At 62.2% G+C, this 21,068-nt stretch carries 19 protein-coding genes; 11 read left to right on the plus strand and 8 right to left on the minus strand.

Annotated elements, in window-relative coordinates; translation table 11 throughout:
- On the minus strand, nt 1-3,234 hold a 3,234-nt coding region (locus tag HY836_RS07400), incomplete at its 3' end, for a glutamate synthase central domain-containing protein (RefSeq protein WP_290675133.1).
- A gap of 259 nt (nt 3,235-3,493) precedes the next feature.
- Nucleotides 3,494-4,207, minus strand: coding sequence for a transposase (locus HY836_RS07405; protein ID WP_290675084.1), 714 nt, complete (start codon nt 4,205-4,207; stop codon nt 3,494-3,496).
- Nucleotides 4,208-4,542: 335 nt separating this feature from the next.
- On the opposite strand from HY836_RS07405, the gene HY836_RS07410 reads away from it, so the two are divergent.
- From HY836_RS07410 to HY836_RS07450, 9 genes are all read left to right on the plus strand, one after another.
- The gene (locus tag HY836_RS07410; protein WP_290675086.1) at nt 4,543-5,730 is read left to right on the plus strand and encodes a ferredoxin reductase; all 1,188 of its coding nucleotides are present in this window, start codon (nt 4,543-4,545) and stop codon (nt 5,728-5,730) included.
- 12 nt (nt 5,731-5,742) lie between these two features.
- Entirely contained in the window at nt 5,743-6,894 is a 1,152-nt protein-coding gene (locus HY836_RS07415; RefSeq protein ID WP_290675088.1) for an acyl-CoA desaturase, read from the plus strand.
- Nucleotides 6,895-6,967: 73 nt separating this feature from the next.
- Entirely contained in the window at nt 6,968-8,113 is a 1,146-nt protein-coding gene (locus HY836_RS07420; RefSeq protein ID WP_290675090.1) for an acyl-CoA desaturase, read from the plus strand.
- 873 nt (nt 8,114-8,986) lie between these two features.
- The gene (flhD, locus tag HY836_RS07425; RefSeq protein ID WP_290675092.1) at nt 8,987-9,307 is read left to right on the plus strand and encodes a flagellar transcriptional regulator FlhD; all 321 of its coding nucleotides are present in this window, start codon (nt 8,987-8,989) and stop codon (nt 9,305-9,307) included.
- A gap of 49 nt (nt 9,308-9,356) precedes the next feature.
- Nucleotides 9,357-9,893 (plus strand): flagellar transcriptional regulator FlhC, encoded by a 537-nt coding sequence (gene flhC / locus HY836_RS07430; RefSeq protein ID WP_290675095.1) that lies wholly within the window; start codon nt 9,357-9,359, stop codon nt 9,891-9,893.
- Nucleotides 9,894-10,206: 313 nt separating this feature from the next.
- Nucleotides 10,207-11,064, plus strand: coding sequence for a flagellar motor stator protein MotA (gene motA, locus HY836_RS07435; protein WP_290675097.1), 858 nt, complete (start codon nt 10,207-10,209; stop codon nt 11,062-11,064).
- Between the two features lie 3 nt (nt 11,065-11,067).
- The gene (motB, locus tag HY836_RS07440) at nt 11,068-12,027 is read left to right on the plus strand and encodes a flagellar motor protein MotB (RefSeq protein ID WP_290675098.1); all 960 of its coding nucleotides are present in this window, start codon (nt 11,068-11,070) and stop codon (nt 12,025-12,027) included.
- Nucleotides 12,028-12,085: 58 nt separating this feature from the next.
- Entirely contained in the window at nt 12,086-12,484 is a 399-nt protein-coding gene (cheY, locus tag HY836_RS07445) for a chemotaxis response regulator CheY (RefSeq protein WP_290675100.1), read from the plus strand.
- 13 nt (nt 12,485-12,497) lie between these two features.
- Nucleotides 12,498-13,175, plus strand: a complete 678-nt coding sequence (locus tag HY836_RS07450; RefSeq protein WP_290675102.1) for a protein phosphatase CheZ — start codon at nt 12,498-12,500, stop codon at nt 13,173-13,175.
- A gap of 22 nt (nt 13,176-13,197) precedes the next feature.
- Here HY836_RS07450 and HY836_RS07455 read toward each other — a convergent pair whose 3' ends face one another.
- Together HY836_RS07455 and HY836_RS07460 are read right to left on the minus strand one after the other, a co-directional pair.
- Nucleotides 13,198-13,974, minus strand: a complete 777-nt coding sequence (locus HY836_RS07455; protein WP_290675104.1) for a LytTR family DNA-binding domain-containing protein — start codon at nt 13,972-13,974, stop codon at nt 13,198-13,200.
- Entirely contained in the window at nt 13,971-15,131 is a 1,161-nt protein-coding gene (locus HY836_RS07460) for a sensor histidine kinase (protein WP_290675106.1), read from the minus strand. Before HY836_RS07460 ends, HY836_RS07455 begins: the two co-directional genes overlap by 4 nt.
- Nucleotides 15,132-15,202: 71 nt before the next feature.
- Here HY836_RS07460 and argH point away from each other — a divergent pair, with 71 nt between their 5' ends.
- Nucleotides 15,203-16,618 (plus strand): argininosuccinate lyase, encoded by a 1,416-nt coding sequence (argH, locus tag HY836_RS07465; RefSeq protein ID WP_290675108.1) that lies wholly within the window; start codon nt 15,203-15,205, stop codon nt 16,616-16,618.
- A gap of 81 nt (nt 16,619-16,699) precedes the next feature.
- Here the strand turns inward: argH and HY836_RS07470 are convergent, their stop codons facing one another.
- The gene (locus tag HY836_RS07470; RefSeq protein WP_290675109.1) at nt 16,700-17,098 is read right to left on the minus strand and encodes a GtrA family protein; all 399 of its coding nucleotides are present in this window, start codon (nt 17,096-17,098) and stop codon (nt 16,700-16,702) included.
- A gap of 166 nt (nt 17,099-17,264) precedes the next feature.
- On the opposite strand from HY836_RS07470, the gene HY836_RS07475 reads away from it, so the two are divergent.
- Entirely contained in the window at nt 17,265-17,774 is a 510-nt protein-coding gene (locus tag HY836_RS07475; protein ID WP_290675111.1) for a hemerythrin domain-containing protein, read from the plus strand.
- Nucleotides 17,775-17,870: 96 nt separating this feature from the next.
- Here HY836_RS07475 and dxs read toward each other — a convergent pair whose 3' ends face one another.
- From dxs to HY836_RS07490, 3 genes are read right to left on the minus strand one after another with little or no spacing between them, the layout of a single operon-like run.
- Complete coding sequence (dxs, locus tag HY836_RS07480) at nt 17,871-19,769, minus strand: 1-deoxy-D-xylulose-5-phosphate synthase (RefSeq protein ID WP_290675112.1); 1,899 nt, start codon at nt 19,767-19,769, stop codon at nt 17,871-17,873.
- A 34-nt stretch (nt 19,770-19,803) separates the two neighbouring features.
- Nucleotides 19,804-20,736: a polyprenyl synthetase family protein gene (locus tag HY836_RS07485; RefSeq protein ID WP_290675113.1), complete on the minus strand. Its 933-nt coding sequence runs from the start codon at nt 20,734-20,736 to the stop codon at nt 19,804-19,806.
- Between the two features lie 58 nt (nt 20,737-20,794).
- Nucleotides 20,795-21,052: an exodeoxyribonuclease VII small subunit gene (locus tag HY836_RS07490; RefSeq protein WP_290675114.1), complete on the minus strand. Its 258-nt coding sequence runs from the start codon at nt 21,050-21,052 to the stop codon at nt 20,795-20,797.
- Between the last annotated feature and the right edge of the window lie 16 nt (nt 21,053-21,068).

Consider the following 21,068-nt stretch of genomic DNA (forward strand, 5'->3'; position numbering starts at 1 on the left):
CGTGCCGCCGTCGTGACCAGCGATCACGATGTGGTCGGCCTTGGCCTTGGCCACACCGGTTGCCACGGTACCCACACCCACTTCAGACACCAGCTTGACGGAGATGTCAGCCTTGGGGTTGACGTTCTTCAGATCGTGGATCAGCTGAGCCAGGTCTTCGATCGAGTAAATGTCGTGGTGAGGAGGTGGCGAAATCAGACCCACGCCCGGCACCGAGTGACGCAGCTTGCCGATGTAGTCGGACACCTTGCCGCCAGGCAGCTGACCGCCTTCACCGGGCTTGGCACCCTGGGCCATCTTGATCTGGATCTGGTCGGCAGACACCAGGTACTCGGTCGTCACGCCAAAGCGGCCGGAAGCCACCTGCTTGATCTTCGAGCGCAGGCTGTCGCCTTCCTTCATTTCGTAGTCGGCTTCGATGCGCGAGGCGCCGACCACGTCCGACACCTTGGTGCCAGCAGCGATCTTGATGCCCTTGAGCTCGTTGCGATAACGGTTCTCGTCTTCGCCGCCTTCACCGGTGTTCGACTTGCCGCCGATGCGGTTCATGGCCAGGGCCAGGGTCGAGTGGGCTTCCGTGGAGATGGAGCCCAGCGACATGGCACCGGTAGCGAAGCGCTTGACGATGTCAGCAGCAGATTCGACTTCTTCCAGCGGGATCGCCTTGGTCGGATCGATCTTGAACTCGAACAGGCCGCGCAGCGTCAGGTGGCGCTTGCTTTGATCATTGATGATCTGGGCGTATTCCTTGTACGTGTCGAACTTGCCGGCACGGGTGGCGTGCTGCAGCTTGGCGATCGCGTCAGGCGTCCACATGTGCTCTTCACCGCGGGTACGCCAGGCGTATTCACCGCCAGCGTCCAGCATGTTGGCCAGCACGGGGTCGTTGCCGAAAGCAGCCGTGTGGTTGCGGATGGCTTCTTCAGCCACTTCAAACACGCCGATACCGCCGACTTGCGTGGGAGTGCCACGGAAGTACTTGTCGATCAGCTCCTTGTTCAGGCCGATGGCTTCGAAGATCTGAGCGCCGCAGTACGACATGTACGTGCTGATGCCCATCTTCGACATGATCTTCGAGAGACCCTTGCCGATGGCCTTGACGTAGTTGTAGATCGCCTTGTCAGCCGACAGGTCGCCAGGCAGATCCTTGGCCATGCCGGTCAAGGTTTCCAGCGCCAGGTAGGGGTGAACGGCTTCGGCGCCGTAACCAGCCAGCACGGCGAAGTGGTGCACTTCACGGGCGGTACCGGTTTCCACAACCAGGCCGGCGGAGGTGCGCAGACCCTTGCGGACCAGGTGATGGTGGATCGCCGACAGGGCCAGCAACGCGGGGATGGCGATGTTGGCGCGGTCCATCTTGCGATCGGTCACGATCATGATGTTGTGACCGGACTGGATGGCTTCCACGGCTTCAGCGCACAGCGAGGCCAGGCGAGCTTCCACACCTTCGTGGCCCCATGCGGCCGGGTAGGTGATGTCGATCTCGTAAGGCTTGAACTTGCCGCCAGTGTGCTTTTCGATGTTGCGCAGACGGGCCATGTCGTCGAAGTCCAGCACAGGCTGGGACAACTCGAGGCGCATCGGCGGGTTCACCGCGTTGATGTCCAGCAGATTGGGCTTGGGACCAACGAAGGACACCAGCGACATCACCACGGCTTCGCGGATGGGGTCGATTGGTGGGTTGGTCACCTGAGCGAACAACTGCTTGAAGTAGTTGTACAGCGGCTTGTTCTTGTCGGACAGCACGGCCAGGGGCGAGTCATTGCCCATGGAGCCGGTGGCTTCTTCACCGTTGGTGGCCATCGGGGCCATCAGGAACTTGAGGTCTTCCTGCGTGAAGCCGAAAGCCTGTTGACGGTCCAGCAGCGATTCGCTGAACTCACCAGCGCTGCCCTTGGCATCGATGGTGTCGAGCTTGATGCGGACGTTCTCGATCCACTGGCGATAAGGCTTGGCCGAAGCGTACTGAGCCTTGAGCTCTTCGTCTTCGATGATGCGGCCCTGTTCGAAGTCGATCAGGAACATCTTGCCCGGTTGCAGACGCCACTTCTTGACGATCTTGTTCTCGGGGATGGGCAGCACGCCGGACTCGGAGGCCAGCACAACCAGGTCGTCATCGGTGATGATGAAACGGGCGGGACGCAGGCCGTTGCGGTCCAGCGTGGCGCCGATCTGGCGGCCGTCGGTGAACACCATGGCGGCGGGGCCGTCCCATGGTTCCATCATGGCAGCGTGGTACTCATAGAAAGCGCGGCGGCGCTCGTCCATGGTGGTGTGCTGTTCCCAGGCTTCCGGGATCATCATCATGGCGGCTTGGGCCAGCGGGTAGCCGGACATGGTCAGCAGTTCGAGCGCGTTGTCGAACGTGGCCGTGTCGGACTGGCCGTCCAGGCTGATGGGGTACAGCTTCTTGAGGTCATCGCCCAGCACGGGCGACTTCATCACGCCTTCGCGAGCACGCATCCAGTTGAAGTTGCCCTTGACCGTGTTGATTTCGCCGTTGTGGGCGACCATGCGGTAAGGGTGAGCCAGCGGCCATTCAGGGAAGGTGTTGGTCGAGAAGCGTTGGTGCACCAGGGCCAGGGCCGAGGTCACGCGCTCATCCTTCAGGTCGTTGTAGTACTTGCCGACCTGGTCAGCCAGCAGCAGACCCTTGTAGATGATGGTGCGGCACGACATGCTGGGCACGTAGTACTCGGAACCATGGGTCAGGTTCAGGCTCTGGATCTTGGTGGACGCCGTCTTGCGGATGACGTAGAGCTTGCGCTCCAGGGCATCGGGCACCAGGATGTCATGGCCGCGGCCCACGAAGACCTGGCGGATGACGGGTTCTTTTTCGCGCACGGTGGGCGACATGGGCATGTCGGCATCCACAGGCACATCACGCCAGCCCAGCAGCACCTGGCCTTCAGCCTTGATGGCGCGTTCGAGCTCTTGCTCGCAAGCCTGACGGGAAGCGCTTTCCTTGGGCAGGAAGATCATGCCGACGCCGTATTCGCCGGGAGGTGGCAGCGCCACGCCCTGCTTGGCCATTTCGGCACGGTAGAACTCGTCGGGAATCTGGATCAGCAGACCCGCGCCGTCACCCATCAAAGGATCTGCACCCACCGCACCACGGTGGTCGATGTTTTCCAGGATCTTCAGACCCTGTTGCACGATGCTGTGCGCCTTCTGGCCCTTGATGTGAGCCACGAAGCCGACGCCGCAAGCGTCATGCTCGGCGTTGGCGTACATGCCCAGCTCGGCTGCGGCCTTGATTTCCTGAGCAGTGGCCACGGAAGTGGTTGCAGCGTCAGACACGGGTTTGATAGGGAACGAGGTTCCCGAAGTCGCCTGGCTCATGAGGGCGCTCCAGAAGTTAGTGTGGAAAAACAACACGGGGGACCGGCAAGGATACGCCCGAATCCGAGGGTTTTCAAGAATTAATAATTAGGGTCGGATCACATTAATTCATACAGGAACGATTTCACAGCAGATAAATAGGGACACATCATCAGTCTGTGGTGTTTTCAGGCACAAGAAGCGACTTGCGTGGTCGCCCTCGCGGCCGCGGCACCAGTCGCCGCCCGGCAGAAGTCTCCAGCTTGCTGGCGGCCTCCTCCGGCATCAAGGCCCACCCCTTGTGCATGGCCTGGGCCATGCGCTCGATCTGAGGCGCAGACAAACCTGCCTCCAGCCGACGGCGCCAGGCCGCATCGCGCTCGAAAGGGGTGTTGCCCAAGCCCCAGAACAGGGCGTGATCCGAGATCAAAGGGTCGGTCTTGATGCCCAGGTGGTGACGCACACTGCTCCACACATCGTCTTCCACCCTGCTCACCTGGCCGGCACGCCAGGCGTGTGACTCCACCAAGGCCATGCCATCAAGCAAGTATTGCGCCGGGTCCAGCACGGTGGACCGGTAGCGGCCCGCCCAGAGCCCGCCTTGACGCTCGTGGCGCCGGTTGTAGGCGGCCACGTAACGGCGCCCCAGGGCCTGCATGACCAGGCTGAGCGCCTCGTCGGTGGAAGGCGTGGCCAGCAGATGAAGGTGATCTGGCGCCAGACAGTAGGCGTGGATGGACAGGCCATATTGCCTGCTGGCCTCTCTCAAGGCCTCCAGGATCGCCAGGCAGTCCTGCTCGTCACGCGCCAGCAATTGGCCATCGTGCACGCGCTGAACCACCAGATGCGGCCAGCCGGCCACGCCCAGACGCGGAAGTCGTGCCACAGAATCTCCTCGTCCACGTTGATGTGTCCCCAATTATTGCAGGCTGGCCGGCAAATGACACCACCACCCCGAGCCCCAGGTGCCTCACGCGCTCAGGATGACGTCAGCACAACACAAGGTCCGCGCCCTGACCGAAAACATGTTGACGTACATCACTCGCTCCACCTTCAACGCCCCTCATTCAAGGGGATGGCAGCCCGTTTCAAGGAGTTCCCCCGTTGTGACCACAGGCCAAGGCTCGGTACGCTTCAGCCTGGAGATACCGATTTGCATTACATAGGCTTCATACAAAAGAAGGCCATGTCGGATGTGCAGTACTGGAGAGAGAAACAAACATGGCTGAGTCTTCCACCGTCCCCCTGCCCACTGCAGCGGCGGCCCGTCTGTCGGGCTGGCTGTCCCACCTGGGCATCAGCCCCTTGGCTTTTGACGACACCCTCAGCCTGATCAACCCCTTGCTGACCGTGCACCGCCTGAACGCGCGCATCGTGGCGCGCCAGGTTGAAACGGGTACCGCCACCACCCTGGTGCTGCAAGCCGGCCCCGCTTTCAAAGGATTCCAGCCCGGTCAGTTCGTGATGATTGGCGTGACCATCAATGGGGTGCGCCATCGCCGCGCTTATTCGCCTCGTATGGTCGAGGGTCACGCCAACCGCTTCGCCATCACCGTGCAACGCCAACCTGGCGGCCTGGTGTCCAACCATCTCAATGAAAAGGCCCGCGTGGGTCAGTTCATCGAAATCGAACAGGCTGGCGGCAGCTTCACCCTGCCCTCCCCCTTGCCAGCCGAAGTGCTGTTGATTGCCGGCGGCAGCGGGATCACGCCCAGCATGGCCATGCTGGAGCACCTGCAGCGCCATTTCCCCAAGACCAAAGCCACGCTGATCTACTTTGCGCGCAGCCGAGACGACCGCATCTTCGCCAAGACGCTGGACAAGCTCGCGACATCCTGGTCCGGCTTCCAGTACGTGGCCATCGACAGCGTCGCCAACACGCCATCGGACAACACCGGGCGCCCATCCACCGCCAACGCCACACCTGCCACGCAACAGGTTCTGGACGCCGAGTTGCTGGGGCGCTTCGTCCCCAACTGGACCAAGGTGCCTGCTTATTGCTGCGGTCCCGCCCCCTTGATGGACGCCGCACGTGCGCTCTGGAAAGAAGCCGCTGTTGGCAACTGGAAAGACACCGGTATCGCCACGCGCCTGCATCTGGAGGCTTTTGCACCCGCCAAACCCAGCGGCGATCCACATGCCCGCCATGAAGTGCGCATCATGCGTGACGCCGTGGCGCAGACCTTCGAAGCACCAGGCGATCAGACGCTCCTGATCGCGGGCGAAACCGCCGGTCTGTCCATCAAGCATGGCTGCCGCCAGGGCATCTGCCATGAATGCACCTGCCGCCTCAACCACGGCTCGGTGCGCGACCTGACATCGGGCGAACGCATCGACGGCGAAGGCCAGCCCATTCGCCTGTGCGTGAGCAGCGCCATGAGTGACCTTGATCTTGAATCCCTGAATTGAGTTGAGCGCGCCATGAATACCAAGACCATGCAAATTGGCCCCAAGACCTTCGAAGAACTGCAGGCCTTCGAGAAGGAACTCGACGCCATCGGCGCCGAACACCGCCAGACGCTCGGCGAGCGTGACGCCCGCTATATCAAGGGCATCTTGCTGACCGTGCGCACCTGCGAAATCGTTGGTCGCGGCCTGTTGATGTTTGGCTGGTTCCCACCGACGTGGTTGCTGGGCGCCTTCATCCTGGGCATCGCCAAGATCATCGACAACATGGAGTTGGGCCACAACGTCATGCACGGCCAGTTCAACTTCATGAACGACCCCCGCTTCCACGGTGACACCTTCGAGTGGGACAACACCTGCCCACGCGAAGAATGGCGCCACGCCCACAACTTCGTGCACCACACCTACACCAACGTCATCGGCAAGGACCGCGACTTCGGCTACGGCATGCTGCGCCTGTCGTCCGACCTGCGCTGGAGCTGGCTGCACCCCTTCCAGCTGGCCTTGACTGCCCTGCTGGCGCTGTTCTTTGAGTGGTTCGTGGCCATCCATGACATGCAGATGGACAAGGTCGTGATCGGCCGCCGGAAGTGGTCTGACGTTCGCCCGCAATGGCTGCTGGTGCGCGCCAAGATCTGGAAGGTGATTCGCCGCGACTACATCGGCTGGCCACTGGTTGGCTTGGCTGTGGGCGCCTGCTTTGGTCATGCTGTTGACACCGCGCTGGCCGTGCTGATGGGCCATGTGGTGGGCAACCTGATCCGCAATGTGTGGGCCTGGGCCATCATCTTCTGCGGCCACTTCACGGAAGACATCTACACCTTCAGCCGCGAGTCGATCGAAGGCGAAACCAAGGGCCAGTGGTACCTGCGTCAGATCCTGGGTTCGAGCAACATTTCGGGCGGCAAGCTGATGCACCTGATGAGCGGCAACCTGTCGCACCAGGTCGAGCACCACCTCTACCCGGACATCCCGGCCAACCGCTACATCGAAATGGCACCCAAGGTTCGTGCGGTGTGCGCCAAGTACGGCATCCCCTACAACACGGGCAGCTTCGCCTGGCAAATGGCCACGGTGTTCAAGCGCATCGCGCGCTACAGCCTGCCTGGTGGCCCACAGAAGGCCGTGCACATCGAGGTGGAATCGATCCTGCCGGAACGAGCCTGATGGTCCACGGGGCTGCCGCAAGGCAGCCTTTTTTTCGTCGCAAGCCAGTTCAACGCTGATTGATCGGTAACGCATGACAAGTACAAGCGGCCAGCCCTGCCCTGGCCCGCAAACACCGCAGGCGCTCGACACCTTCGTCCGTGAGCTTGACGACATCCGACGCGAGACCATGGCCAAGGTGGGCCCTCAGGATGCGCGCTACATCACGCGTCTGCTGTGGGTGATACGTGGGTTCGAGACGGCAGGCCGCGCCTTGCTGCTGACCACGCCCTGGTTGCCCTCATTCTGGATAGGTGCAGCGCTGCTGGGCTTGAGCAAGTGCCTGCAGAACATGGAGTTCGGGCACAACGTCATGCACGGGCAGTACGACTGGATGCATGACCCGCGCTTCGATGGCAAATCACACGAGTGGGACAGCACCTGCAGCAAGGAAGACTGGCGGCACTTCCACAACTACATGCACCATCACTACACCAATGTGCATGAGCTGGACCGGGACTTCGGCTACGGCATGTTGCGGCTGTCTGCCGAAACACCGTGGGAGCCACGGTTCCTGACGCAGGCGCCATATGCGATCCTGGTGGCCTTGCTGTTCGAATGGGCCATTGCCATCCACAACATGGAGTTCGAGCGGCTGCGCACGAACCGCGAGGCCACGCAGGAACGCATCCGAGCACTGTGGCCCAACGTGAAGGCCAAGATGTGGTTGCAGATCAAGAAGGACTATGTGTTGTGGCCCTTGGTCGGTGGGCTGGTGTCGCTGGTTTTGGGGGCAGGTCTGATCAAGGGACTGCTGGCCGTGTTGTTGGGCAATGTGGTGGCCAACGTGATCCGCAATGTGTGGACGTTTGTGGTGATCTTCTGCGGCCACTTCACGGCTGGGGTGCATACCTTTGACCCGGCCCTGGTGCAAGGCGAGCACAAGGGGCATTGGTATCTGCGCCAGATCCTGGGGTCGAGCAACATCAGGGGTGGCAAGCTGTTCCACATCATGACGGGCAATCTGAGCCATCAGATCGAGCACCACCTGTACCCGGACATGCCGGCTCGCCGATATGCCGATGTGGCGCCGCGTGTTCGTGAGGTGTGTCAGCGCCATGGGGTGCCTTACAACACGGGCAGTTTGCCGGGGCAACTGGCAACCGTGGCGGTGCGGATTGTTCGTCACAGCTTCCCGGGAGGGGAGCGGACGTTGACGTCGTTGAAGACTTCGGTGTGAGCGCCTTCGTTGGTTGATGGCTTGTTTGCCGTGATGACTGGTTCTTGCTTGTGTTGGCGCGTTTTGGCGGGGCAGCGCAAGGCGGGGGCTGAGCCGGTATCCGGCAGGGCTTCATTGTTGGCGGTCCCGCTTTGCAAGCGGGACTCCCTTGCGATGCTCGCGAGGAAGTGGCGCCGGAGAACTCCCTGCGTGCTCTGACGACCACTCCGGTCAAACAGCTCCGGCGAGTCAGAGTACGAAGCACGCTGCGCGTGCCCACTTCCCCACTGCGCTTCTCGGCGCCAACAAGGCGCCCCGCCAGATACCGGCTCAACCCTTTTCCGCCTCGCTGTCCGCATGCTCAGGCCGCAACCTTGGCAGGCCACCAGCGGGGCGAAGAAAGGCTGAGGGGGCGTGCGGCCGGGCGCCTTGTTGGCGTCGAAGGCGCGCAGGGAAGTTCAGGTTTGCCCCTTGCTGCAAGCAAGGGGATGGCGAGCATGTTTGAGGCCGCAGGCCGAGTTGCGCAGCCAACTGAGCTGGACGAGCACCGTAGAGCAGTCCCGCAAAGCGGGACCGCCAACATTGAAGCCCGGACGCATGCCACCTCGGCCGCGCCCCGCGCTCCCCCGAAAAACCGCGCGGACGATGGCGCACCACCGAAGAGAAGCATTTCACCAGGCGAGAGTTCAATCGCTCGAGATTCGGGGTCGCCCTTGTCAGGCTTTTTCTGACAAGACACTCAGCACCCATCCGACGAGCCTTACAGCACCCTGCCTATTCAGAAATCGAGGGGTGAAGCACAGAATTTGATCCATGCCGACGAGATACAAAACCGGCACAAACAAAAGCTTCAGCAAACAGACCTTCCAAACCGATTCATCAAAGGACACCGCCATGAACGCCGATCAAATCCTGACTGAAATCCGCGAAGCCAACCTGTCCTACCTGATGCTGGCACAAAGCCTGATCCGCGCCGATCGCGAACAAGCCCTGTTCCGCCTGGGTATCTCGGAAGACACCGCCACCATGCTGGCCACCCTGACCCCGGCCCAGATCATGAAGATCGCCTCCGGCAACAATCTGCTGTGCCGCATGCGCGTCGAAGATGACATGGTGTGGGGCCTGCTGACCAACCACGGCAAGAACAGCAACGACAGCGTCACCCGCCTGCACGCCAACATCCTGATGGCTGGCCGCCACCAGGAAGCCTGCTGAGCCTCAGCCGCCATCTAACCCAAGCCCCAACGTCGTAGGAGCCCGCATCATGCGCACCAAGAGCCTGTTGACCGAAGCCAAGCAAATCGACCGCGCCGTCACCCTGATCAACCTGGGTGCCCGCCTGCAAGTGCTGGAGTCCGAGACGGATCTGTCGTATGAGCGCCTGCTGCGTCTGTACAAGGAAGTGGCAGGCAAGTCGCCCTCCAAAGGCCAACTGCCCTTCTCGACCGACTGGTTCATGACCTGGCAGCCCAATATCCACGCCAGCCTGTTCCTCAACATCCACGAATACCTGAACAAGGCCGCCGAGATCGACGAAATTGACACCGTGATCAAGGCCTATCAGCTGTATCTGGAGCAAACCGCATCCCAAGGCCTGGAGCCCCTGCTGTCCGTCACCCGCGCCTGGCGCCTGGTGAAGTTCATCGACAACGGCATGCTCACTCTGACCCCCTGTTCCAAGTGCGGTGGCCACTTCGTGACCCACCCGCATGAAATCGCCCGCCACTTTGTTTGCGGCCTGTGCAACCCACCCGCTCGTGCCGGCAAAGGCAAGGCAGCCGGTGGCCTGCACATGCACTGAACCCCGTCTTCGTGAACTTCGCACGCTTTCTGATCAACTCGGCCGACAAAGCCCTCAAGAACCCTTCAGAAGCGTCGTAAGAACAGACGGACGGTTTGGAAGCGAAGCGTCCTTGCTTGTCTCCTCCTAGCACTGAACTTGTGCTTTCACGCGGACCCCTGATCGGGTCCGCCTTTTTTTGACAAGCGGGCCTGCGCTTTCACAAGGTGGTACCTGAGCGTGAAAAACGCCCGAGCCGTGGCGTTGTTCACATCATCAAATCGGCGCCAACTGCCGATGATGCATACATGATTCGACCGGAACGCGACCAACCATGTTCGTCCTCATTGGCTACGTAGTCTGCTTAGGCTGCATCTTCGGTGCCTACATCATTCACGGCGGTAACATGCAGGTGATCATCAAGGCCCTGCCCACCGAAATGATGGCCATTGCCGGTGGCGCTATCGGTGCGTTCCTCGTGAATAACCAGCCCAAGACCGTGAAGGCCGTGCTGGCGCAGTTTGGCCCGCTCTTCAAAGGCTCCAAGTACACCAAAGACCGCTACATGGAACTCATGGCCATGCTCTATGAGATCCTGCAGAAGGTCCGCAAAGAAGGCCTGATGTCCATCGAAAAGGACGTTGAAGAGCCCCACAACTCAGCCCTGTTCAAGAAGTACCCGAACCTGGGACATGACCACCATGTGGTCGAGTTCGTGACCGACTACCTGCGCATGATGGTCTCCGGCAACCTCAACGCCCATGAGATTGAATCGCTGATGGACAATGAAATCGACACCCACCATCACGAGTTGCATGGTGCGGTGGCTGCCGTGGCCCGACTGGCTGGCGCCCTGCCCGCCTTCGGTATCGTGGCCGCGGTGCTCGGCGTGGTGAACACCATGGGCTCGGTGGGCCAGCCACCAGCCGTGCTGGGCGGCATGATCGGCTCGGCACTGGTCGGGACCTTCCTGGGCATCTTGCTGGCTTACGGTGTGGTGGAACCCCTGGGCGGCCTGATGGAGCAAAAGCTCGATGAAGGCACCAAAGAATTCCAGGTCGTCAAGACCGTGCTGCTGGCCAGCATGCAAGGCTATGCCCCGCAAGTGGCCATCGAATTCGGCCGCAAGGTGCTGTACTCCACCGAGCGCCCCACCTTTGCCGAGCTCGAAGCTCACGTGAAGAAGAAGTAAGCCATGGCAGGAGATTCGAAGAAGGTCCAGCCGATCATCATCAAGCGCATCAAGAAGGGCGGCCATGCCGCTCACGGTGGTGCGTGGAAGATTGCTTATGCCGACTTCGTGACCGCCATGATGGCCTTCTTCCTGCTGATGTGGCTGCTCGGCTCTACGACAGAAGGCGACAAGAAGGGCATTGCCGACTATTTCAACTCGCCGCTCAAGGTCGCCTTCTTTGGCGGCTCGGGCGCCGGTGATGCCAGTTCTGTCATCAAGGGTGGCGGCAACAACCTCACGGAGACCGTCGGCCAGATGAAAAAGGGCAAGTCTTCCGAGACTGCTGCAGAAAAAGCCCGCAAGAAAGCCATCCGCCAGGAACAGGCACGCGCCGAGACCGAGCGCCTGCGCGCACTCAAGGCCAAGGTTGAAGAGGTGATCGCCAACGATGATCGCCTCTCCAAATACAAGACGCAGATCCGGCTGGACATCACCGCAGAAGGCCTGCGCATTCAGATCGTGGACGACCTTAACCGCCCCATGTTTGACAGTGGCGCTGCGGACGTGAACTACTACATGCAAGACATCCTGCGATCGATCGGGCATGTGCTGCACGGTGTGCCCAACAAACTCACGATCGAGGGGCATACGGACGCCAAGGCTTTCAGTGCCGGCGAACGTGGCTACAGCAACTGGGAGCTCTCCGCCGATCGTGCCAATGCCTCCCGAAGAGAACTGATCGCGGGTGGCCTGCCGGGCACCAAGGTGCTGCGCGTGCAAGGGCTGGCCTCCAGCGTACCCTATGAAAAAGACGATCCCGAAAGCCCGATGAATCGCCGCATCAGCATCATCGTGATGAACCGGGAAGCCGAAGACCGCTTCTTTGACTCCGCTCGTGCGGAATCTGTCCCACCCGAGGGCGTCGACAACGGTGACGAAGAAGACACAAAACCCTCAAGGCCGGCCGGCAGTGGTCGATAAGCCTCTAGCGAGTGCGGCACAACACTGTGGACGCCGCCGATTGAAACAAGGATGAGCCATGAGCAACCCCGCAGACATGAAATTTCTCATCGTGGATGACTTCTCCACCATGCGCCGGATCGTCCGGGGCCTGCTCAAGGAGATCGGCTACAACAATGCTGAAGAGGCCGAAGACGGTGCCGCTGCATTGAACATTTTGAAAAGTGCCAAGTTTGATTTCGTGGTCAGCGACATCAACATGCCCAACATGAACGGCTTCGAGCTGCTCAAAGCCATCAAGGCCGACGACAGCCTCAAGCACCTGCCCGTGTTGATGGTGACGGCCGAAGCCCGCAAAGAAGACATCGTGCTGGCCGCCCAGTCTGGCGCGGCTGGCTACATCGTCAAACCTTTCACCAAGGCCACCTTGGAAGAGAAGGTCCAGAAGATCATGCAGAAACTGGCCGCCACGGCCTGAACGGAGGTTCATCATGAAAATGGACCTTCCGGACAATATGCAGATGCCGGCGGCGTCGCCCGAGATCTTCCAACAACTCGGCACCTTGACGCGGCAACTGCACGACACGCTCAACATGCTGGGAGTGCTGCCCGATCTGAAGTACACGGTGGAAGATCTGCCGGATGCACGCAGCCGCCTGACCTACATTGCCACCAAGACAGCCGATGCCGCGGAGAAGGTGCTCGATCTGGTCGACAAAGCCAAAGCTGACCAGGAGCACATCGCCTCAGAGACACGACGCCTGGCCCAACTGATTGTGGCCGACCCGGTCAAGGCTGTGGCCAGTGGCGCGGTGATGAACTTCGTGCAGGATGTGGAAACCACCACGCACCGCGTGGATGGACACCTGACCGACATCATGATGGCGCAAGACTTTCATGACCTGACAGGCCAGGTGGTGGCCAAGGTCGTGAAGCTGGCCAATGACCTGGAATCCCAACTGGTCAAACTGCTGGTTCAGGCGGCCCCACCCGAGCAGGCGCAAAAGGTGGAAGCCACACTGACGGCACATGGTCACGGCCATCCGACCGTTACCCCAACCGTCGATGGCGTGATTCTGGAAGGCCCTGTGGTCGACGCTGCAGGCCGCTCCGATGTCGTCACCAACCAGGGCGAAGTCGACGATCTGCTGGCCAGCCTGGGTTTCTGACCCGACTGGCTCAACGCGAGGCTCAGCCCTGAGCGGCCATGGCCTCGCGCACCGCCGTCACCTGGCGGCGTGACACCGACAACCACTCCATCGTCGGCACCACCTGCACCGCCCACGTTTCGCCGCCATCGGCATCGTCGGCGCGGCGCTCCAATGCCTTCATGGCATGCCTGGACACCAGTGCATTGCGGTGAACACGGATAAAGCGATCACCCACCTTGTTTTCCAGGTCGGTCAGTGAATCGGCCAGCACATGGCTTTGATCGGCCGTGCGCAAGGTGACGTACTTCTGCTCAGCCTTGAAGTACAGGATCTGCGCCAGCGGAATGCGCTCCAGACGCCCCCTGTCCTGCACCAAGAACAGATCTTCATCACCAGATCCATCGGAAGCGGCCAACTCGGGTTGCCTGGCCGCCACCAGTTTCCCAACACGGTCCAGCGTGGCGTTCAAGCGCTCCAGGCGCACGGGCTTGGTGAGGTAGTCTGCTGCAGCCAGATCAAAGGCACGCAAGGCATGTTCGGCGTGCGCCGTCACGAACACCACGGCCGGCGGCTGTTTGAGATCACGCAAGCGGGCCGCCAGCACCATGCCATCAAGGCCGGGCATCTGGATGTCCAGCAGCAGCATGTCGGGTGAGCGCCCCGCCTGATCCTGCTCCTGCAGCCAGAGCAGCCCCGTCACGGACTCCCCGAACTCCGCGACCAGCTCATTGGGCACGCTGGCTTGCGACAGCAGCGACTTGATGCGCATGCGTGCCAAGGGCTCATCGTCAATGATGGCGATCTTCAATGAACTCATTGAGCGGTCTCCTTGCGCGGCAGGGGCACCACCATGCGCACGACGTAAACAGGCGGCTGACGCGTGTCCCCGCCGCCTTGCAGGCCTGCTTCAAATTCGGCTTCGACATCGTGCATCAACTTCAGACGCTGGCGCACATTGCGCAAGGCGATGCCATGACCAGCAGACGACACCGTTGGCGTTTCAGCCGGCACCGAGTTGCTCACCGTCAGCACCACCCTGCCCGACTGCGCCTTGGTGCGCACCACGATCCAGCCGCCCTGCGGCGACACCTCGATGCCATGGCGCACGGCGTTTTCGACCAGCGGCTGCAGGATCAGTGCCGGCACCTCGGCTCGCCCGGCCTCCTCATCGAGCTCCCAGCGCACGGTCACACGTTCGCCAAAGCGCAACTGCTCGATACTCAGGTAGCGTTGCGCCAGGTCAATCTCGGAACGCAAGGTGGTCCGCATGGTCGGCGAAGACAGCGCCTGACGGAACAACTCGGCCAGATCCTCCAGCACGGCTTCGGCGCGCTGCGGATCGATCTGCACCAGTGCAATCGCCGTATTGAGCGTGTTGAACAGAAAGTGGGGACGGATGCGTGCCTGCAGCTCCGCCAGGCGGGCCGAGGCATGTGCCGGCAACTCGCTGCGAGCACGGTGCTTCAACCAGGACAGCCCTACCGCCGCAATGGCACCACCGGTCAACATCGGCGGCACCTGCGGCCAGCCCCACACAAAGGGCAAACCGCTCAAGGCCAGGTCCAGCCAGGAAGCCTGCAGTTGCCCCAACCCGCCACAAACGGCGCCCAACACCATGGCTACCCCCCACTGAACCGCGTCGCTGGCGCGCGTCAGCGGCTTGCGCAGCGCACAGGCCACCACCAGCCACAGCAGACTGGCTGGCAGGGTCAGCACGGTGGACTGCGCCCATCGATGCAGCCAATCCACGGGAGACAACGACGCAAAGGCCACGCCCAGCGCCACCACCAGTTGCACGCCCAGCACCACCCGCAGCACCACGCCCACGTGGCAGACGTCAAACGGCGAAGGCGGCGCCTGACGGCCGTCTGCCCCCGGCCCGAACTGGGTGGGCGAAAACTGGGTGGACAGCTCCCAGGCAGCAGCTTGTTGGGCCTGGCTGGCGCCGGAGGCCTTGGGCTCAGTAGAATCCATGGTTTGCACATTTTGCGCGAAGAGCGCGATGCTGGACCACTTTTTCCGGACCACATCCAGGACCCTACCCCATGAGCACCAACCAACTCGACAAGAAGTCCCAGGCCTGGTCGGCCCTGTTTTCAGAGCCGATGAGCGAGCTGGTCAAGCGCTATACCGCCAGCGTCTTCTTCGACAAACGCCTGTGGAAAGCCGACATCCAGGGCTCGCTGGCCCACGCCGAGATGCTCAACGCGCAGGGCCTGCTGTCCGCCGATGACTGGGCATCCATCCAGAAGGGCATGACCCAGATCACGTCCGAGATCGAATCCGGCGCCTTCGAGTGGAAGCTCGACCTGGAAGACGTGCACCTCAACATCGAAGCCCGCCTGACCCAGCTGGTGGGCGACGCCGGCAAGCGCCTGCACACCGGCCGCTCGCGCAACGACCAGGTCGCCACCGACGTGCGCCTGTGGCTGCGCGGTGAAATCGACGAAATCGGCGTGCTGCTGACCGAGCTGCAAAAGGCCCTGGTGGACGTGGCCGAGCAGAACGCAGAGACCATCCTGCCTGGCTTCACCCACCTGCAAGTGGCCCAGCCCGTGGCGTTTGGCCACCACCTGCTGGCCTATGTGGAGATGTTCTCCCGCGATGCCGAACGCATGATCGATTGCGCCAAGCGTGTGAATCGCTTGCCGCTGGGCTCGGCTGCTCTGGCCGGCACCAGCTACCCGCTGGACCGCGAACGCGTCGCCCGCACCCTGGGCATGGTCGATGATGCTGGCCTGCCTGCCGTCTGCCAGAACAGCCTGGACGGTGTGAGTGACCGTGACTTCGCCATCGAATTCACCTCGGCCGCTTCGTTGCTGATGGTGCACGTCTCGCGCCTGAGCGAAGAGCTGATCCTGTGGATGAGCCAGTCCTTCGGTTTCATCGACCTGGCTGACCGCTTCTGCACCGGCTCGTCGATCATGCCGCAGAAGAAGAACCCCGACGTGCCTGAACTGGCGCGTGGCAAGACCGGCCGCGTGGTGGGCCACCTGATGGGCCTGATCACCCTGATGAAGGGCCAACCCCTGGCCTACAACAAGGACAACCAGGAAGACAAGGAACCCTTGTTCGACACGGTTGACACCTTGAAGGACACCCTGCGCATCTTCGCCGAGATGGCCGCCGGCATCACCGTCAAGCCTGAAGCCATGGAGCGCGCTGCGAAGAAGGGCTACGCCACCGCCACCGACCTGGCCGACTACCTGGTCAAGAAGGGCCTGCCCTTCCGTGATGCGCACGAAGTGGTGGCGCATGCCGTGAAGGACGCGATCGCCGCTGGTGTGGACCTGTCCGAGCTGCCGCTGGACAAGCTCAAGAGCTACAACGCCACCATCGAGCAGGACGTGTATGAGGTGCTGAGCCTGCGTGGCTCGCTGAACGCCCGCAACACGCTGGGCGGCACAGCGCCTGCGCAAGTGCGTGCGCAGGTGGCACGCCATCGCGCTCGTCTGGCCTGATCCAGAACCACGGCGCGCCAACGCCACATGACAAAGGCCGTGCGGCACATGCCCACGGCCTTTTGCTTTGGCACCTGATGATCAGGCCTTCGCATCTTTCATCATGATGCGTTTCGCCGACAGGTAGTTGAACACCAGACCAGCCAGGCTACCGATCGCTACACCCCAGGCGGGTTGCGCGCGCACGGCGTCAAAGGCCTGCAGGCTGCCCACATAGGCACCATAGTTGATGGCGCCTCCCACCAGCATGGATGAGAGGTAGCTCAGATACTCCTTGAGCACGCTGCCCTCCTTCGGCCCGCTGAAGGTGATGTAGCGGTTGAACAGCCAGGTGAAGGTGGCCGCCACCAGGAAGGACAGCGCGCGACCGCCATAGTCGCCCAGCCAGGGCCGGCTCACGTACAGCACGCCGATGTCCACAAACAGCGCCAGTCCACCGGACACACAAAACAGGATCAATGACCGAAAACGCTGTAGCAAGGTGGACCTCATCGTGAAACGGCGGCCATCTTAGCCTGCTCGAGACGCCAGCCTCGCACGGCCCTTGCGCCAGCGCAAAACCTCACGGCAGGCCAGCGGCTACGCTCGCCCCTCAATGATTGAAGGCCCTCTTCCATCCACAAGGGCCCACTGAGGAAACGCTGCCATGTCTACGCTTGTCTGGTCTGAAGCCCTGTCCCTGTCCATGCCCGTGATGGACACCACGCACCAGGAATTTGTCGACCTGCTGGCCCAGGTCGAAGCCTCGGATGACGCCAACCTGCTGGCCAACTGGCAAGCCCTGATCGCGCACACCGACGATCACTTCGCCCGAGAAGACCAGTGGATGAAGGACACCGGCTTTGCACCCGGCAACTGCCACAGTTCTCAACACGCCGTGGTGCTCAAGGTACTGCGCGAGGGCGAAGCGCTCGGGCAGGCTGGCGATTTCGCGCCGATCCGCCAGATGGCGCATGAACTGACGATCTGGTTCCCGCATCACGCGCAGAACATGGACTTTGGCCTGGCCCTGCACCTCAAGACCATGGGCTACGACCCCGAAACGGGCAAGGTCAGCAACCCGGACAAACTGCCAGAAGAAGCCATCTCGGGTTGTGGCGGCAGTTGCAGCAGCAGTGACAGCGAGGCCCCAGCAGACGCCTCCGCCACGTCCTGATGCAACCATGATGTGATGCCATGAAAAAAGCCCTCTCGCGAGGGCTTTGTCTTTGATGCGGTCAACAGCGAGTGACCCTTGCCACGCTCGGTGGCATCAAGCCTGACCAGCGGCCAAGCGCGCACGCACCGATTGCTCGATCCCCGCCGCATCCAGCCCGCACATGGCCAGCAACTTGCCAGGCTCACCGTGCTCGACGAACTGATCCGGCAAGCCCAGCATCATCATGGGTTTGCACAGGCCGGCCGCAGCCAACGCTTCCGCCACAGCGGCACCCGCGCCACCTTGCACGCAGCCTTCTTCCACGGTCACCAGCAGGTCGTGGCTCTTGGCCAGTTGCGCCACCAACTCGGTATCCAGCGGCTTGATGAAACGCATGTTGGCCACGGTGGCCCCCAAGGCTTCGCCGGCCTTCAAGGCGGGTTGCAGCAAGGTGCCAAAGGCCAGGATGGCCACGCGTTGGCCAGCCGCGGTTTGCGTGCCTTGCAGGCGCACTTCACCCTTGCCCCAAGGTAGTGGATCCAGGTTGGTCGGCACGGGCACGCCTGCGCCTGCACCACGCGGATAACGCACGGCCACGGGGTGGTTCTGCGCGTAAGCCGCGCTGAGGGCCTGACGACACTCGGCCTCGTCAGCCGGTGCGATGAAGCTCATGTTCGGGATGCAACGCGTGAACGCGATGTCGAACGCACCCATGTGGGTGGCGCCGTCAGCACCCACGATGCCGGCGCGGTCCAGCGCGAACACCACAGGCAGGTTCTGGATGGCCACGTCATGGATGAGCTGATCGTAGGCACGCTGCAGGAAGGTCGAATAGATCGCCACCACAGGCTTCAAACCCTCGCAAGCCAGGCCGGCCGCAAAGGTCACGGCGTGCTGCTCGGCAATGCCCACATCGAAATAGCGGCCGGGGTACTTCTGGTGGAACTCCACCATGCCTGAGCCTTCGCGCATGGCCGGCGTGATGCCCACCAGGCGCGGATCGGCCGCAGCCATGTCACACAGCCATTGGCCGAACACCTGCGTGAAGGTGGGCTTGGGCGGCTCGGCACCGGCAGGCGCCTTGACCAGGCCCACAGCTGGATCGAACTTGCCTGGCCCGTGGTACGCAATCGGGTCAGCCTCGGCCAGCTTGTAGCCATAGCCCTTCTTGGTCACCACATGCAGGAACTGCGGGCCTTCCAGATCACGCAGGTTTTCCAGCGTGGGGATCAGCGAATCCAGATCGTGGCCATCAATGGGGCCCACATAGTTGAAGCCGAATTCTTCGAAGATCGTGGCGGGCACGACCATGCCCTTGGCGTGTTCTTCCAGCTTCTTGGCCAGCTCGAACAAGGGCGGCGCATTGCGCAGCATCTGCTTGGCGCTCTCGCGCGCGGCCGTGTAGAAGCGGCCTGACATCAGGCGGGCCAGATAGCGATTGAGCGCACCCACCGGTGGCGAGATCGACATGTCGTTGTCGTTGAGCACCACCAGCACATTGGGCATCTTGCCCGCATGCGGCACACCCGCGTTGTTCAGGGCTTCAAACGCCATGCCGGCGGTCATCGCGCCATCGCCGATGATGGCCACAGCCTTGCGGGCTTCACCACGCAATTGCGCACCCAAGGCCATGCCCAATGCGGCCGAGATGGATGTGGACGAGTGGGCCGTGCCGAAGGTGTCGTACTCGCTCTCGTCACGACGCGGGAAACCGCTCATGCCGCCCAGCTGGCGCAAGGATGGCATGCGGTCACGGCGCCCCGTGAGGATCTTGTGCGGATAGGTCTGGTGGCCGACGTCCCACACCAGACGATCATCCGGCGTGTTGTACACATAGTGCAAGGCAATGGTCAGCTCGACCGTACCCAGGTTGGACGAGAGGTGACCGCCCGTGCGGGACACGCTGTGCAACAGGTAATCGCGCAGTTCGTACGCCAGCTGTTTGAGCTCGGACCGGGACAGGTGCCGGATATCGGCGGGCTTGTCGATCCTGGACAGCAGGGGGTAACTCATGTTGAGACGTCCTTGAAGGGAATTCTTGTTGTGTTCAGTGATCGCGATGCACGATGCGCTCGGCCAGTGCCGCCAACGCCGCCGTGTCCGCCGCAGACAAGCCACTGCGAGCCAGCGCAGCCAGGGATTGCCGCAACAGGCCATCCGCTTCATCGCGGGCGCCTTGCAGGCCCAGCAGGCTCACATAGGTTGGCTTGTTGGCATCGGCATCCTTGCCTGCCGTCTTGCCCAGAGTCTCGGAGCCCTGGGTCGCGTCCAGCACATCATCAACGATCTGGAAGGCCAGGCCCATCGCATGACCATACTCGGTCAAGGCCTTCCAGGCCGCGCTGTCCGTTTGCAAGCCGGCACAGGCGGCGCCCATCTGCACGCTGGCGCGCAGCAAGGCGCCAGTCTTGCGCTGGTGCATGTCGCGCAAGGTGGCCTCATCCAGGGCGTGGCCTACGCTGGCCAGGTCAATCGCCTGCCCGCCTGCCATGCCTGACTGCCCCGATGCCCGAGCCAGCAAACGGCACAGGCGCGCCTGCAAGACGGGATCGGTTGCCGCAGGAGCGCCCTCATCGGCATCGGGTGTGAGCACCTCGAAGGCCAGGGCCTGCATGGCGTCGCCGGCCAGCATGGCTTGTGCTTCGCCGAACTGGACATGCACCGTGGGCTTGCCCCGGCGCAGAACGTCGTTGTCCATGCAAGGCATGTCATCGTGGATCAGCGAATAGGCGTGAATCAACTCCACCGCGCAAGCTGCACGCAAGGCCGCGTCCCGGCCCTGTGCGGTTGCGCCTGCACCGGCGGCATCTGCCGCTGCCTGAACCAGCAAGGCACGCAGGCGCTTGCCGCCATCCAGCACGCCATAGCGCATCGCATCACCCAGGCCGGCAGGTGCCGATGCGGGCACCCATTCGCTCAGGGCCGACTCCACACGGGCCAGCACCTGGGCCGACCAGTCCTTGAACACTTCAGGGGACATCAGGAAACCTCCGTGCTGCGCAGTGCGGGGCGAGCGCCTTCGGGCGGCCGTGCGGCGCTCATGCCACATCCCAGGGTTTGAGTTGCCCGTCTTCCAGCAGCTTGACCTGCTCTTCCACAGCTTCCAGCCGTGTACGGCAGAACTGCAGCAACTGAGCGCCTCTCTGGTAGCTGGCCAGCAACTGGTCCAGCGGCAAGGCACCGGCTTCCATCTTGCCGACCAATTGCTCCAGTTCGGCCAGCGCTTCTTCGTAACTGGCGGGCATGGGAGGGGTCTCGGCGGTGGCGGCTGCGATGGTTTTGGCGGGTTTGGCCATGGCGTGGTCTGAGAGG

Source organism: Aquabacterium sp. (genome assembly GCF_016234775.1).
Classification (GTDB): Bacteria; Pseudomonadota; Gammaproteobacteria; order Burkholderiales; family Burkholderiaceae_C; genus Aquabacterium.